This is a genomic window from Caenimonas koreensis DSM 17982 (genome assembly GCF_009646335.1).
Classification (GTDB): Bacteria; Pseudomonadota; Gammaproteobacteria; order Burkholderiales; family Burkholderiaceae_C; genus Ramlibacter; species Ramlibacter koreensis.
The window spans coordinates 1-13,460 of sequence record NZ_WJBU01000030.1; the positions used below are offsets into that span (position 1 = coordinate 1).

A 13,460-nucleotide genomic window follows, 5' to 3' on the forward strand; every position below is an offset into this window, starting at 1 on the left:
GCAGCCAAAGATACGCCGCGCCAGACCGAACAGCAATCCTTGTGAAATCAACAACTTACCGGCCGAGGGCCGCGCCGTTGCTGGCGATGCGAACCGTCACTTTTGACACTGAAATCAAATGGACCCCCGGCAGGGTGCAGGCTCTGGTGCTGATCGGAGTTGTCGTCGACGCTGAGCGCCGCCTCGTGTTCCTGCCTCCGACGCCGGCAACCATCAGCCTCGGGCAATGGCTTCTCGTGGCTCCTGCCGCCAAGCGGTTGATGCAGCCCTATGCGATCGACCTGGACGCCATCGAAGGAATGACCAGGCAGGCTGGCAAACGACTCTTCCTGCACGGAGACTTCGAGTCGGTCGATCTGAACTTCAGCAGCAAGCTCAAGCGCGACGAGTGCATCCACCTCATTCGCTCGGCCAGACGCCAGGCCGTGCAGGGAGAAGACGAATTCGAAGGCGCAGGTGGCGATGGTGAGGAGGGCGAGGTGCTCCTGGGTGCTGCCCGCTCCGCGCGCCCTCAAGCGACGGATGCAGCCGGCGGTTTCGGTGTCGCCGCGACGGTGCTGGGCCTCGCGTTGCTGGGCGGCGCAGCTGCATCGTGGCTCGCAACCGGCGAGGAGCGGGCGCCTGCAAAGCCCGCATCACCTCCCATGGCCGCGCCGAGGGCCGAGCCCGCCGTGGCGCAAGCGCCGGCGCCCCGCAGCAGCGACGTGGCCCCGCCCGCAGCCGCGGCGCCGCTGCCTGCGGCCAGCGCAGAACCTGTTCCCATGGTCGACCAAGCCCTGATGGCCAAAGCCGAGGCCTGTGTCGCAGCGCCGGAATGCCTCGAAGTCGCAATGCAAGCCGCCGCCGCGAGCCAGAAGCCGGCTGTGAAGAGCGCGATCGCGCGCTTGGCAAGCATGCCACCGCCCGCGGCCGGCGACCGCGTCCGCTCCGAGGAGCTGCTTCGGCGAGGACTCGAGGCGCTCAAGGTGGGCCTCACGCAAGACGCACACAAGCTCTTCGAGCAGGCGCGCGACGCAGACCCCACCCACGCCCCCGCACTTGCCGAACTAGGTGCCTCCCACCTGCTCTACGAGCGAGCCGGCGACGCACGCGCGGCATACCTAGAGGCCCTGGCGTTGGCGCCGACCTGCGGCAGGTGCTGGCTCGGACTTGCGGGCGCTCTGGATCAGGAGCGGCAGCCGCAGCATGCGGCCGCCGCGTTGCTGGTGCCTCTCGCGCTTGTGGGGGATGATCGTGCCGCCTTGCTCGCGCACTATCAGCTGCAGTCGGGCGCGGCGAGGTCCCCGACGCTGCGCGAGGCATACGCGACCGCCCTGAAGATCGGCGAAGGCCTGCGCTAGTGGGCTTGGGTCTTGGGGCCCTGGGCTCGGCTGATGTGAGCGCGAACCGCACTCGTTGTCGGGAATTCCTCCGTTAGTCGACACCTTGGCAGCCTAGATTCGGCAGTTGCTACAGTTCCGCTCCATGACGGAACCCAAACGGCCCCTCGGCGCCGAGATCCTCCTCGGACTGGGTGTCCTGGCGTTCATCGTGTCTTTGGTCCTGCTTCTCAGCGACCGACGCATCCTTGTCTATGAGCACAAGGTCAACCCGGGTGAGTCGTTCGTCGAGGGTGAATGGGGCGACCTTGGCAAAGCCAGTCAGTCCCAGCTTGTGTGCCGCTACTTCACTGGACGCAGCGTGCAGACGACCGTTTACTGGCACGCACCGAACAACATCATGGGCAAGGATCAGTGCCCGTTTCTCTCCAAGGGAGAGTAGGCCAGCACCGATATTGCTGATAGGTGGAGGGTCGAGCAATGCTCTTCGCAGAAATGAACAAGCTGCTCCAGCCGCACCGGGATCGCGTGTCGGAGTTGGAGGCGCAAGCCGGGATCACAGAGGCCGCTGACCGTGCGCGAGAAGGGTCCATGTTCCCCCTCGGCATCGACGGTGACAACGTGCCTCCGGAGGAATACTTCGCAGACGAAGCCGACCACACGCGCTTTGGCGTTCGCCGCGTTTATTTCGGCGTGGAAGACGTATCGCTGCGCAAGCAGCTCATACGGGCACTGCGGAAGCTGGAGAAGGTTCACAGCGAGCTGCTCGACCGAGACATCCAAACGGCACAGGCCGCGGTCAACAGGGCCAAGGTGTCAGTGCGCCGCCTGCCTTGGGAAACTGGGATTGTGCTGGCAGTCATCTGCACTGCCATCGGCAAGTACGCAGGCGGAGACACAGGCCTTGTCTTCGGGGCCGTCGTGGGCCTGTTCATGGGGTTGGGGTACGTGTGGAACCGCAAAGGTGACGCTGAAGCTGCGTTGGAACAAGCGGAAGACGAGTACAAGATCGTCAAGAGGGATCGTTTGGTGCGCAAGCTGCATCCAGAGACCTTCTGCGAAATGGAGGAGCGCACGGGCCAAGAGGATCACGACTTCGGTGGCGAATGCGCCCGCTACAAGGTCGCTCGACACCTGGCGCAGGAGGCGGCATGAGGTTGCTGCTTCTCTGTGGAGTCGGCGTGACTCTCAGCGCGTGCGACGTCTCTGGCACGCATACGCTCTACCGCAACAGCGTTCTTGACTCCACTGCGCGCTATCACATCAGCACCTTCGACAGCTCCGACGGTGACAAGTACAACGCTGAGAACTGCCAAATCGCTGCCGACTTGTTCCAGCAGCAGCCAGGTGTGAGAACGCGGTTCTGGTGTGAGAAAGGGACCTTCCGCAAGTAGTTGGCGGCGCGCGTCAAGCACGCGGTGCTGGGAAGCGTGCTGGCGGTTCAGTCGCGTGCATCCGCAGGCGTGGCCGCCGGCGCCGCCGGGCGTCCTCACCGGCAGCGAACTGGCGGACCCGGCCGTGAGCGAGGGGTGGCGGCTGGCCGCCAGCGGCCAGCGGCGCACTGCAGCTCTGCGGGCCTCAGCGGCGGGGCCGCGGAGGGCATCCGCGAACCTCGGCGCTCGGTGAGGGGCCCCCGCCGGTCAGCCCGGCATCAGCGTGGCCCACTTTCCGAGTCGCAGCGAAACCATGTTGCAGTCCTCGTTCGGATCCAGGCCGTGGCACATCCGCGCGAATGGAACTGACAGACACGGATCATCGGCGTATCGGGCCAGCGGCTTGTCGAAGCTGAAGCCCGCCTCCGCTTGCTCCAGCAGGGCGTCGGCACCGCTCATGTTCGCGCACAGCGCGAACGGCCGCCACTTGCGCTGCCACCATAGCATCCCTCCGAACGCATACGGCTTGCCGTCGATGGTGCACACCGGAATGCCGTTGAAGAACAGGACGGCACCGTCTGGGTGGCGCGCTGACACCACAGCCATCGCCTCCTGAGCCAGATCGTCGGTCGGGTCGTCGGGCATGTAGGCGTAGTTCTCGACGATCGCAGGCAGCAAGATCCTGCGCTGCGAAGCCTCAAGCACGAACGCAGGCGTGAGGCGCACTGGCTCCTCGACGTATTGGGAGAGCCGCCAACCCAGGGTTTCGAGCAGATCTGCCCAGTTCGGATGCATCGGGCCGCGCAGGCCTCCGGAGGCCCGCATCTGTTCCATGAAGTCCTGAGGATCGACATCACCATGCCCAATGCGCTCGAGAATGTCGCCCAAGCAGCCCTCCATGCTGCCCTTGGTCACGCCAGCAAAGAGGCGGTCTGACTGCGATCGGAGCACGGGGTCCAGATGGTGACGGAAGACTTCGACCGCCCAAACTTGTCGGTGCAGGAAGTCAGGTCCAGGCCGGGAGCGAAGGACCGAAAGGGGCACGCGCACGCTGGGCTCCAGAGGCGTGAACTGGCCTTTCCAGCCCAGGTCGCCCAGCTCCCCATCCGCCTCCGAAACATAGAAGCCACGAGGAAGTTTGATCAGGCTGACTTCGCCTCCGCCGCGCCGCTTGCGAACATGGGAGTCGCCAAGACCGCGCAGAGCTGCGTCGCCGCGCTCGGCGAACTCGGCCCGGCTCAGCTCGAACGAGTCCAGGAAGCGCGCGACATCGGCGCTCTCGAAATCCAGCGCGCGCGCCGGTGCAATGTCCGGCCACCGCCATGCGTACCCGCCGAAGGCACCCATGTCTTGGTGCGAGTCCCGGCTGAAAGGGTTCTGGACCACCTCGATGGGCGATGCCAAGGCGCCGACGCAATGCAGAATGTGCTGGTCGGCGCGCACGTCGAGCTCCGAATAGCCGAACGCGACCATCGGACATGCACGAGCCGCGAGCGCCTCCATCCCCGCGTCGTTCAGCCATCCAGCAGGGTCGACCTCCAAGCCCGGGTGAGAGAGCACGCACAGGTCGAAGCTCCTTAAGCCGCCGTGCTCGGAAGCGTACTGCGCGAGCCGCCCATTGAAGATCGAAGCAGGCCTACGGTCTTGAACCAGAGAAGCCAGCGGGGTCGCCCACTCCGCACGCAGACTTTCAATGGACTTGCCCTGAGACGGCTGGAGGCCTCGCGTGAGTTGATCCCCAACGAGCACGACTTCGCACGCGCCCCCCGGCTGCCCAAGCAGCCAGGGCAGGAAGGAAAGCCAACGCCCTCCGTCCATGCATTCGATGGCACCCGCGCCGGCGACCAGGACTCGAAAGCTGCCGCGTGCCGCCACTGCAGGAATGTTCCTCGCCGACCACCAGGCGATCGCCATCGCCGGCGCCAGCACCTGGCACAGCGTCTGCGCACTCAGCGCTCGAAATTGCGGATGCGCGTCCACAAACGCACGCAGAAGGAAGCGCAGATTCCGGTGTTCGAGTACAGGAGCAGTGGTGGGCATGTTCAGAAGGTGGGCGCCTCCATCGTACGAGCAAACGGCATCGCTGCGGAAGGCCCATTTCGCACCATAGAAGCGCTTGACACTTGCACGACGGCTCCTTCGTCCGCGCAATGGCGACGGACACGGCTCGCCGTCGTTTCCCGCCGTGAAGCTTCGTGCCACTTCGCCCTCACACGATGCACTGGCTCCGCCGACCCGTCCCTGCTCACGCGCTGCGCCCGCGAAGGGGATTGACGTCAAGCCCTTCTCTCGTATCTTGACTTCAGCCGCGGCCACTTCTGGCCTTCGGCGAACAAGCAAGGGCGAAAAAGAGCGTGGTCGATCAACTGGAAGCAAGACGTGGAGGCCTCTCGTGCCCCGAAGGGCCGCTGACGCGCATCGCCAACGCCGAGCATGAGAGCGGCGGCGGGGGCACCGACCACCCGCCAAGACCCGGGGCAGTGGGGATGTTGCTGGCGACAGGTGAAGTCGTGCTCACGGCCACCGGCCGCATGACAAGCCCGTTCCCGCCTGTGAGGCTGGGTACCAGCCGTGCCGTGACCAGCACGGTGCGCGCTGCGGCCGCCTGGTTGCTGCACAACGCCGCCGAAGAAGCGCTCGCCCGCGGCAACCTCTTCGCCCGACGGCAGTTCTTGCTGGCACTTCGCAGCCCACGCCAGGCGGACACCGATTCCGCCGAGTGCTTCCTCTTCACGCCGCGCGACAACATGCCGACCGGGCAGGTGGCCTGCCCGACCGTTCGCCCGCGGCCGCTCCACTCCGAACACCCATGACTCGCAGACCGTCCGATCCTCCCTCCCATTCCGCGAGCGCCGTGGGCGTTCCGCCCGATGTGGCGGCGCTGGGCCTGCCCTGGCGCCTCGACATCCAGCATGGCTACGCTCGCTTCCTGCGTGTCGACGGGCGCCCTGCCCTCGGCGTTGCCGTCGATCTCGATTCGGACGAGGGCCTGGCGCTCCTCGCAAGTCCCGATCTTCGGGTCGCACTGCTGCAGTACATCGTCAAAGCGGCCAACGGCCTGCAGCGCGACGCGTTCGGCGCCCTGCGCTCGCTCTCGGAATGGGGCGGGCTGGCACCGCGGCCCGGGGACCCGCCCGGCCTGGCCCAGGCCCAGGAAGCGGCGTTGGCTGCCCTCCGCGCTTACGAGCGCTCGGGCGCTCCGCTCACGAGCGCCGAAGGCGCGTCGTTCGCCTCCTGGTTCGAGGCGGCCTATCACGACGCTGCTGCCCCGGTAGCAGCGACGGATCTCGCCGGCGGCCGCCACAAGACCACGGCATTCGCCTGGGCGCTGCACGGCTACCGTCGCGGCATTGGCGCGATCTGAGGCACACCTCATGAAGTCTGCATCTTCCCCCAAGTCGCCCCGCGTGCGGCCCTGCGTCATCTACGTCGACACCGACAACCAGCGCCACCAGCTGGCGCGGCCTCTGCTGGCCACCCTGCGCGCAAGAGGCTACACCCCTCGTCTGGCCTTCCTCGCCGGCAACAACCACGCGTGGGCGCTGAGCCAGTGGCACGCCAGCTTCCTGCAGGATCCCCAGTTGACCCGCAGCACCAGCGCCCAGCCGGTACCTCTGCAGCGTGAAGCGGCCGATGCTGCTCTCATGCTCGCCATTGGCCAGCGCTTGCGGGAACACCTCACGGCGCAGGAGACCATCGTGATCGTCTCGGGCGACCTCGCTCTCCTCGCGTGTGCAGAACGTGTCGCCGCGGCGGGTGCTGCCTGCCTGGTCGCGCACGATGCGCTGCAGGCACCACCGTCCCTCCCCCTGGCAAGCGTTGCGCGCCTCGCGGTGCAGGCGCCCGAGGATTCCCGCCGCACGCCGACCACGGGCCGCCTGCTCGCACTGCTGCGCACCACAGCGCCGCTCGCCGCCGGCGGCTACCTCAAGGCCCAGGTCGGCACTGTGCTCAGCCGCGCCGGCCTCGGCCGCCAGGAGCGTGCCGCTTTCCTTGCCAGCGTCCCGGGCCTGCGGGAGAGGGTGGTCGGCGGTCAGCGGGTGCTGTTCTTCTGATGGACCACCCCACCTCGACGCGCCGGGCGCAGCGCCAGCAGCGCCGCTGCAGCGCCAATCCCCTGCTCGCGCTTCCTGCCGTGCAGCGCGTCCGCATGCTGCCTCTTCCGGTTCGACTGGCGCTCGGCGAGCTGCTGACAGAGCTCGAACTGGATTGTGCCCATCGCGCCCAGCACAGCTGGGCCAAGCACAAGGCCCCGGTGGCCGCGTACTTCGTCGCGGTGGCCACCTTCACCAGGCACCTGCGCCAGCGTGCGGTGCTGCCGGACCACCCCGCGTGCCTGCGCCGCGCCACGGGCGATCCCCCCACAGCGAAGAAGCCGGTGGACCCCGGCACAGACCGTTCGGCGAGGGAAGACGTTCGCAACCCCGTGTTGGCTCTGCCTGCCGTCGCACGGCTGCGTGACCTGCCGGCGCCTGCGCGGGCGACGCTGGCGGAAGCGCTGCGTGCGTTCCAGGCGGAGTGCGCGCGGCTCGCGCAGCGTGACTGGGCTGAACGCCGTTGTGCGTCCGCAGCGCTCCACAAGGCGGCCGCCGTGTACGCAGGACACATCCGCCGCGCCATGATCCGGCCTGCGGCGCGCGAGAATGTCACCGGATGGAAAGCAACACCAACACCAACAGTCGCAGCACCATCCAGGAGGCTCCTGTTGCCGAGGGTCTTCGCTTGAAGGCTGAGGAGATCTTCGACAGCTGGCTGAGGGCGCACAACGCGATTGGCAAGGACGAGATCTCGCCGGCGAGCGCCCGGCAGTATCGCAAGCGTTGGGTACTGTGGGCGCACTGGCTTGAGAAAGTGCCTCCGGGCGCCTCCAAGCCGCGCGCAGCTCACGTCCTCGAGGCGACACCCGAGCTCCTGGATCGCTTCCTCTACCACGGCCGCAGTGAGGACTCGAAGGCCAATCGCCATGAGCTGACGGAGCCGTTCTCTTCCACGACGAGGAGGCGCTACTGGTCGATCTTCAGGCGCATCTACGCGCATGCACAGATGAAGGGCTGGATCGCCACGCTTCCGTTTCCGGAGGTGCAGCCACCCCCCGAGAAGCGCGATGCCGCTGTCGTGCCTCCCAACGTGCTCGAAGCGATCCCGTCCGTGCTTCCGACCATCCGGCACTGGAGGGACCAACGCGATCGAGCGCTGATCCTCGTGGCGTACGACGCCGCCCTCACTCCGGCGGAACTGTGCGGCCTGCAGCTCGCCCAGGTCACCACCAAGCTCGATCACGCCGAACGGCTGACGCTCGACCTCGACGGAAAGCGGGGCGCGCAGAAGCGGACCCTGCACCTTTCGCTGGACTCCTCCCGCGAGTTGAATGCGTGGTTGGATGTGCGCAGCGAAATCGCCGCGAAGGACAAGATCGCCCTGGAGGCAAGAGACAGGGTGTTCCTGTCGCAAAGGCGAGAACGGGGCATCTACGCCCCCCTGCAGCTCTACACCCTGATCCGCAAGACCCTCCTGGCAGCGACCGCGAAGGTTCGGCACGTGCAGGCCGATGCAGGTGCGCCGGCCCCCGAGTTCGAAGGTCAATACAGCCCGATGGTCCTGCGAAACAGCGTGCTGCTGGAACGCCTGCGACGCAAGCAGGACTACACGCAGTTGCTCTACGACGCCGGCTTCAAGGACCCTCAAGCACTTCTCGGACTGACGGCACGCCTTCCTGCGGACGAAGCCTCGCTGGTGCTGGCGGACATCTGGGCCATGGAGCGCGCCTTGCGCGCCGCGAAAACCGAGGATGCCGAGGACACGCAGGCGAGCCAGCAGAGAGTCTCGGCCATGGAGCACGCGTTGCGCGCCGCGAAGGCCACGCCCGAGGATGCCGAGGACACGCAGGCGAGCCAGCAGAGCGACAAGACGCATTGACAGCGTGCGGTTGCCCTGTAGCTTGAGGGCATGAGTCTTCCCTGCGAACCCGACCTCCTCGCCGCCGTCCCCGAGACACTGCGCCCCGTCCTGCGAGCCTACCTGAGCGGAGCGCCGGTGGCCAACGATGCGCTCTATGCCCAGCTGCAGCCCGAGGTCGAAGCCAGCCCGGAGCGTTGGCAGCCCAAGGCGGCCGCGCCGGCATCCTGTCGCGACCGCAACCTGGTCCACCGGAAGATGCGCTGGCACCAGCAGACCCTGCGGCAACTCGGCCTGCTGGAGAAGGTCCCCGGCCGCCGCGGTGTGTGGCAGCTCAAGCCCCAAGCCAAGGAGCTCACGCCGGCAAGGCCCGGGATGGTCCTGGTGGCCTTCAGCACGCGCCTGGGGCTGGCGCTCTGGAGTTCGTGCCACGACGTGTTCCCGCGGATCGACGAGCCGATCGCGCTGTTGCTCACCTCACCGCCCTACCCCATTCGCAAGCCACGCGCCTACGGAGGCGTGACGGCGGGCGAGTTCACGGACTTCATCTGCGGTGCCCTGGAGCCGATCGTCGCGAACCTGCTCGATGGCGGCTCCATCGCCCTCTCGCTGAGTCCCGACTGCTTCGAACCGGGTTCCCCTGCGCGCAGCACCTATCTCGAGGAGGCCACGCTCGCGTTGAAGCGGCGCTTCGACCTCCACCTCATGGACCGCATCATCTGGACCAATCCAGCACGCCCGCCGGGCCCGGTGCGATGGGCGAGCATCCAGCGGGTCCAGCTCTCGGCGACCTACGAAATGGTCCTCTGGTTCACGAACAACCCGGCAGCCTGCTTCTCCGACAACCGGCGGGTGCTGCAGCCCCATACCGAGCGTCACGCGGGGCTGATCGCCCGCGGCGGCGAAAAGCGAACGACCAACTACGGGGATGGCGCCTACCGGCTTCGCGTCGGCTCGTTCGGCGCCGAGACCGCGGGCCGGATTCCGCGTAACGTGCAGAACTTCACCCACAACGGCGCCACCCACCGCGCGATGCGCCAGGCGGCGATCTCGGCAGGACTGCCTACGCACGGCGCCTGCATGCCCCTGGGACTGGCCAAGTTCCTGGTCGAGTTCCTCACGCGCAAGGACCAACTGGTGGTCGACTGCTTCGGCGGGTGGCTGCGCACCGCCCTGGCTGCGGAGCAAACCGGCCGGAGGTGGCTGGCGACCGAGCTGATGGGGGAACACCTGATGGGCGCCGCGTATGCATTCCAGCACGCCGAGGGCTTCCAATCGGCCTTCGACCTCAAGACGGGAGGTCACGCGTGAGCGGCGAACACAGGATGTGGCGCGAGCTGATGCAGCGCGCGAACCCGGGCTGGTCGTTCAGCGTCGGGCGTCACGCGCAACTCGGCCAGGGCGCGCTTTCGCTCGACACGTTCGTCTACCTCGTCGACGTGGCCACCGCCTGGTCGGTCGCCGGCGGCCTTGCGGAAAGTGAATTCCGCCGGCTCCTCAGAGCGCTTGAAGCGGCACCCGCGATGGCCGCCAGTGCACGCGACGGCGCGAATGGCATCCGCGAGGCGGCCGACGCGAATCTGGCGCGGGACACGGAGGAAGCCGAAGGCCTCATCGTCACCGCACTGGCCGCGCTCACGCAGACGCAGACCTTCGTCCGGGCCCGGGAAGCGCAGCAGGGAAGGCTAACCGGGCACTGGCTCTACCTCGTCTATCGCTTGCGCGACGGCTCGGTGTTGGGTCGGCCGGGATTCGCAACGCAGGGGATGCCAGGGCTGTTGTCTCCCGAGAGGCTGCATGGCCTGGTGGTGCAGACCGTCGCCGTCGACACGGGAGCGAGCGGTCCCACCTCGGTCGGCAGGATGATCGCCGCTGGCGGGGGAGCACCCGTCGCGGAGATCTACCGCGCGTGAGCCGGGCTCCGGAAGAACGTCGATCGCGAGGCCCCGCTGCGCGCTGCCGCTGGGCAGCACCCGCGGCAGCGCGGGGCGGCATTACCATCCGACCATCCGCGGATGCCGAAGCTTGAGCAGAACCTATCTCACCGCCCCCTACAGCGAGCGCACCGGGGTGAAGGAACTCGGCGCCCGGTGGGACAGTGACGAGCGCAAGTGGTTCGTCCCGGACGGGCTGGCTCTGGAGCCCTTCGCCCGCTGGCTCCCTGCGGCCGTAGGGAGGCCCGAGCCATCCAGCAACAGCCGAGCGCTCGCTGCAGCCAGCGCACCTCAGGCAGAGAGCCTTCCAAGCACCCAGAAGGGCATCCGACTGGCCGCACTCATGCAACGGGTGTCCGCCGCAGTGCACTCCGCATTCAGTGAGGGGGTGTGGACGCGGCTTGAGGTCATCGATGTTTCCGCGCGAGGCCACGTGTACCTCGAAGTTGCAGATCGGGACGAGAGCGGGCGGGTGCTGGCCAAGACGCGGGCGATGATCTGGGGGGCGGTGGCGCAGAAGCTGCTGCCCCGATTCCTGAGCGACACAGGCATGGAGCTCGCACCGGGGATCAAGCTCCTCGTGCGCGCCAAGCCGAGCATGCACGCCGAGTATGGCTTCGGCCTGGTGATCGAGGAGATCGACCCGGAGTACACCTTGGGCGACCTCGAGGCGCGCAAGCGGGAGATCCGCGCGCGGCTGCAGTCCGAAGGACTGTGGGACCGCAATCGCCAACTGCCTGCGCCATGGGACTTCACCGAAGTGCTCGTTATCGCACCCGAGCAGGCGGCCGGGCTCGGCGACTTCCAGGCGGAGGCCGCGCGGCTGCAGCTCGCCGGCGTGTGCCGATTCACGTACGCCCACAGCCGCTTCCAGGGCGCCGGCGCGGCGAACGAGATCTGTGCCGCCGCCTCAGAGGGACTCGGGAGCCTTGCTGCCCGCGGCATCGTCCCGGATGCGATCGTGATCATCCGTGGCGGCGGTGCCGTGAATGACCTCGCGTGGCTGAACGAGTACTGCCTGTGCCGCTTCGTGTGCGAGGCGCCGGCGCCGGTCTTCACAGGAATCGGACACCAGCGCGACAGCACCCTCGTCGACGAGGTCGCCCACACCGCGTTCGACACACCGAGCAAGGTCATCGTGGGGATCGAGGCAGGGATCGCCACCCGGGCGCGCGACGCCCGCGCGGCGTTCGAGGAGATCTGCGCGCTGGCGAGAATCCACGTGCAGCGTTCGCGAGGCGTGATCCGCCAGCACGTGGCCGATGTTCGTCACGGGGCTTTGCAGCTGCACGCAGCGGCCGCGCGCGGCACGGATTCGCTCCTGGCCGAGGTCCGCGAATTGTCCAGGCAGCACATCCATCGCGCGACGACACACTCGCGGGAGCGCATAGGCGTGGTCAACGTCGAATCCCAGGGCGTACTGGCGAAGGCGCGAGCCGAGGCGCCATTGCGAATGCACGAGGTCGCTGCTTCAGCGCGGGCTCACATCACCGCGGCGCGCCACGGGGCGCAGACGGCCCGAGGCGCGTTGCTTGAAGTGAGCGCCCGGGCGGTGGACGGCCAGCGATCGGCGGCGCGCCACGCCCTGCAGGAAACCACACACGCGGCTCGTGCGCTACTGACGCGCGCTACGCACGATGCGGATTGGACACACGCGAGCGTGCTTCAACGCTGCGCCGAAGCGGTCGCCCGCAGCCGCGATGCGCAGCAGCGTTCTCTGCAAGAGATCGCGCAGGAGAGCATGCGCGCTGTGCATCGGGCGCGCGAGGCGAGCGCCGGCCTCATGCGCGAGATCATCGGCCAGGGGCCTGAGAAGACGCTGCGGCGAGGCTTTGCCGTCGTGAGGAACTCCCAGGGCGACCCGGTCACAAGTGCCGAACAGGCAGCGAGCTGCGCCGACATCGGCCTGCAGTTTCAGGACGGCGTGGTGCACGCCACACTCAAGAAGGACGATCGACAATGACCACGTTCAAGGAAGCGTTCGAAGTGCTCAACCGCCATGCGAAGGCGCTGCGGGAACAGGAAGAGCCGAACATCGACGACCTGCTGCGGATCGTCAATGAATCGGTCGCGGCCTACCGGGTGTGCGAGGAACGTATCGCCGCGGTCGACGCAGCGCTCCAGGCAGCTCTGAAGGACGCGGCGACACCCGGCAACGAAGCACGCTGAGGCCGGCGTGGAACGCACGTGCTGCTCTGCGATGGAGCAGGCATACTTGGACCATCCGCGCGTGAACTGGGGGGCGACACATGTCTGGTCTTGTGGTGGACAGCCGCGAAACGAACAGCGGCATTCCCGCGATGCTGCGACGCAGTGGGGTCGAGTTCGTGACCGAGGAGCTTGCCGCCGGCGACTACCGGATCGGGAACATCCTGATCGAGCGCAAGACCGGCGTGGACCTGTTCCAGTCGATCTACGACGGGCGCCTGTTCCCGCAGGCCGAGCTGCTGTGCCAGCACGCGGAGCGCCCGTTCCTGCTGCTCGAGGGCGATATCCGTGCTGCCAATACCAACATGGTCGAGGACGCGCTGCCCGGCGCCGTTTCCGCCTTGTCGATCTTCTGGGGTGTCCAGGTTCTATGGATGCCGGACAGCGCGAGCACGGCCAGCCTCCTTCGCTGCATGGTGCGCCACAGCACGGAAGGACTGGGTTACGAGGTGCCACTGCGCGTGAAAAAGCCGAAGCTCAGTGCAGCACCCGACGGCGCACTGCCGCAGTTCCTCGTGGAGGGGCTTCCTGGCGTTGGCGCAGAGACGGCTCGCGCCTTGTTGCGCCACTTCGGAAGCGCCAAGGCCGTGTTTGCAGCAGCACCGGAGGACCTGCGCAAATGCGCTGGGGTGGGGCCGAAGACTGCCAGCGCCATCGATGCAGCGCTGCGGCACCAGCCTACCGCGTTCCGCTCTACTCGCGCTGCTCCGGATCGCTGACGGCCACAGCAG

15 protein-coding genes are annotated in these 13,460 nt (G+C 67.4%); 14 read left to right on the forward strand and 1 reads right to left on the reverse strand.

Annotated features, from left to right (window positions below):
- Positions 1 to 146: 146 nt before the first annotated feature.
- The 4 genes from GHT07_RS20600 to GHT07_RS20615 all read left to right on the forward strand — a co-directional run bounded on the left by GHT07_RS20600 (position 147) and on the right by GHT07_RS20615 (position 2,713).
- Positions 147 to 1,340: a hypothetical protein gene (locus GHT07_RS20600; RefSeq protein WP_153586973.1), complete on the forward strand. Its 1,194-nt coding sequence runs from the start codon at positions 147 to 149 to the stop codon at positions 1,338 to 1,340.
- A 124-nt stretch (positions 1,341 to 1,464) separates the two neighbouring features.
- Positions 1,465 to 1,761 (forward strand): hypothetical protein, encoded by a 297-nt coding sequence (locus GHT07_RS20605; RefSeq protein WP_153586974.1) that lies wholly within the window; start codon positions 1,465 to 1,467, stop codon positions 1,759 to 1,761.
- Between the two features lie 53 nt (positions 1,762 to 1,814).
- Positions 1,815 to 2,474 carry a hypothetical protein gene (locus GHT07_RS20610; protein ID WP_153586975.1) on the forward strand — a complete coding sequence of 220 codons (660 nt, stop codon included), beginning with the start codon at positions 1,815 to 1,817 and terminating at the stop codon, positions 2,472 to 2,474.
- Positions 2,471 to 2,713, forward strand: coding sequence for a hypothetical protein (locus GHT07_RS20615; RefSeq protein WP_153586976.1), 243 nt, complete (start codon positions 2,471 to 2,473; stop codon positions 2,711 to 2,713). The genes GHT07_RS20610 and GHT07_RS20615 overlap by 4 nt, the downstream gene beginning before the upstream one ends.
- A 246-nt stretch (positions 2,714 to 2,959) precedes the next feature.
- On the opposite strand, the gene GHT07_RS20620 is transcribed toward GHT07_RS20615, so the two are convergent.
- Positions 2,960 to 4,732, reverse strand: a complete 1,773-nt coding sequence (locus GHT07_RS20620; protein WP_153586977.1) for a hypothetical protein — start codon at positions 4,730 to 4,732, stop codon at positions 2,960 to 2,962.
- Between the two features lie 314 nt (positions 4,733 to 5,046).
- Here GHT07_RS20620 and GHT07_RS20625 point away from each other — a divergent pair, with 314 nt between their 5' ends.
- The 10 genes from GHT07_RS20625 (at position 5,047) to GHT07_RS20670 (ending at position 13,448) form a co-directional block, all read left to right on the forward strand.
- Positions 5,047 to 5,505: a hypothetical protein gene (locus GHT07_RS20625; RefSeq protein ID WP_153586978.1), complete on the forward strand. Its 459-nt coding sequence runs from the start codon at positions 5,047 to 5,049 to the stop codon at positions 5,503 to 5,505.
- Positions 5,502 to 6,056: a hypothetical protein gene (locus tag GHT07_RS20630; RefSeq protein WP_153586979.1), complete on the forward strand. Its 555-nt coding sequence runs from the start codon at positions 5,502 to 5,504 to the stop codon at positions 6,054 to 6,056. The genes GHT07_RS20625 and GHT07_RS20630 overlap by 4 nt, the downstream gene beginning before the upstream one ends.
- Before the next feature lie 10 nt (positions 6,057 to 6,066).
- Positions 6,067 to 6,747: a hypothetical protein gene (locus GHT07_RS20635; protein ID WP_153586980.1), complete on the forward strand. Its 681-nt coding sequence runs from the start codon at positions 6,067 to 6,069 to the stop codon at positions 6,745 to 6,747.
- Entirely contained in the window at positions 6,747 to 7,418 is a 672-nt protein-coding gene (locus GHT07_RS20640; RefSeq protein WP_153586981.1) for a hypothetical protein, read from the forward strand. The genes GHT07_RS20635 and GHT07_RS20640 overlap by 1 nt, the downstream gene beginning before the upstream one ends.
- On the forward strand, positions 7,346 to 8,608 hold the full coding sequence (locus GHT07_RS20645) for a tyrosine-type recombinase/integrase (protein WP_153586982.1): 1,263 nt from the start codon (positions 7,346 to 7,348) through the stop codon (positions 8,606 to 8,608). Before GHT07_RS20640 ends, GHT07_RS20645 begins: the two co-directional genes overlap by 73 nt.
- A 30-nt stretch (positions 8,609 to 8,638) precedes the next feature.
- Entirely contained in the window at positions 8,639 to 9,898 is a 1,260-nt protein-coding gene (locus tag GHT07_RS20650; RefSeq protein ID WP_153586983.1) for a DNA methyltransferase, read from the forward strand.
- Positions 9,895 to 10,500 carry a hypothetical protein gene (locus GHT07_RS20655; protein WP_153586984.1) on the forward strand — a complete coding sequence of 202 codons (606 nt, stop codon included), beginning with the start codon at positions 9,895 to 9,897 and terminating at the stop codon, positions 10,498 to 10,500. The genes GHT07_RS20650 and GHT07_RS20655 overlap by 4 nt, the downstream gene beginning before the upstream one ends.
- Before the next feature lie 112 nt (positions 10,501 to 10,612).
- Complete coding sequence (locus GHT07_RS20660; protein WP_153586985.1) at positions 10,613 to 12,484, forward strand: exodeoxyribonuclease VII large subunit; 1,872 nt, start codon at positions 10,613 to 10,615, stop codon at positions 12,482 to 12,484.
- Complete coding sequence (gene xseB / locus GHT07_RS20665; RefSeq protein ID WP_153586986.1) at positions 12,481 to 12,690, forward strand: exodeoxyribonuclease VII small subunit; 210 nt, start codon at positions 12,481 to 12,483, stop codon at positions 12,688 to 12,690. The genes GHT07_RS20660 and xseB overlap by 4 nt, the downstream gene beginning before the upstream one ends.
- 80 nt (positions 12,691 to 12,770) lie before the next feature.
- Complete coding sequence (locus GHT07_RS20670; RefSeq protein WP_153586987.1) at positions 12,771 to 13,448, forward strand: ERCC4 domain-containing protein; 678 nt, start codon at positions 12,771 to 12,773, stop codon at positions 13,446 to 13,448.
- The last annotated feature ends 12 nt before the right edge of the window (positions 13,449 to 13,460 follow it).

Excerpts from the sequence above, each read along its gene's own strand:
- GHT07_RS20610 (WP_153586975.1), top strand. The coding sequence starts at position 1,815 with ATGAACAAGCTGCTCCAGCCGCACCGGGATCGCGTGTCGGAGTTGGAG.
- GHT07_RS20615 (WP_153586976.1), top strand. The coding sequence starts at position 2,471 with ATGAGGTTGCTGCTTCTCTGTGGAGTCGGCGTGACTCTCAGCGCGTGC.
- GHT07_RS20645 (WP_153586982.1), top strand. The coding sequence starts at position 7,346 with ATGGAAAGCAACACCAACACCAACAGTCGCAGCACCATCCAGGAGGCT.
- GHT07_RS20620 (WP_153586977.1), bottom strand. The coding sequence starts at position 4,732 with ATGCCCACCACTGCTCCTGTACTCGAACACCGGAATCTGCGCTTCCTT.
- GHT07_RS20640 (WP_153586981.1), top strand. The coding sequence starts at position 6,747 with ATGGACCACCCCACCTCGACGCGCCGGGCGCAGCGCCAGCAGCGCCGC.
- GHT07_RS20635 (WP_153586980.1), top strand. The coding sequence starts at position 6,067 with ATGAAGTCTGCATCTTCCCCCAAGTCGCCCCGCGTGCGGCCCTGCGTC.
- GHT07_RS20670 (WP_153586987.1), top strand. The coding sequence starts at position 12,771 with ATGTCTGGTCTTGTGGTGGACAGCCGCGAAACGAACAGCGGCATTCCC.
- GHT07_RS20650 (WP_153586983.1), top strand. The coding sequence starts at position 8,639 with ATGAGTCTTCCCTGCGAACCCGACCTCCTCGCCGCCGTCCCCGAGACA.
- xseB (WP_153586986.1), top strand. The coding sequence starts at position 12,481 with ATGACCACGTTCAAGGAAGCGTTCGAAGTGCTCAACCGCCATGCGAAG.
- GHT07_RS20630 (WP_153586979.1), top strand. The coding sequence starts at position 5,502 with ATGACTCGCAGACCGTCCGATCCTCCCTCCCATTCCGCGAGCGCCGTG.
- GHT07_RS20605 (WP_153586974.1), top strand. The coding sequence starts at position 1,465 with ATGACGGAACCCAAACGGCCCCTCGGCGCCGAGATCCTCCTCGGACTG.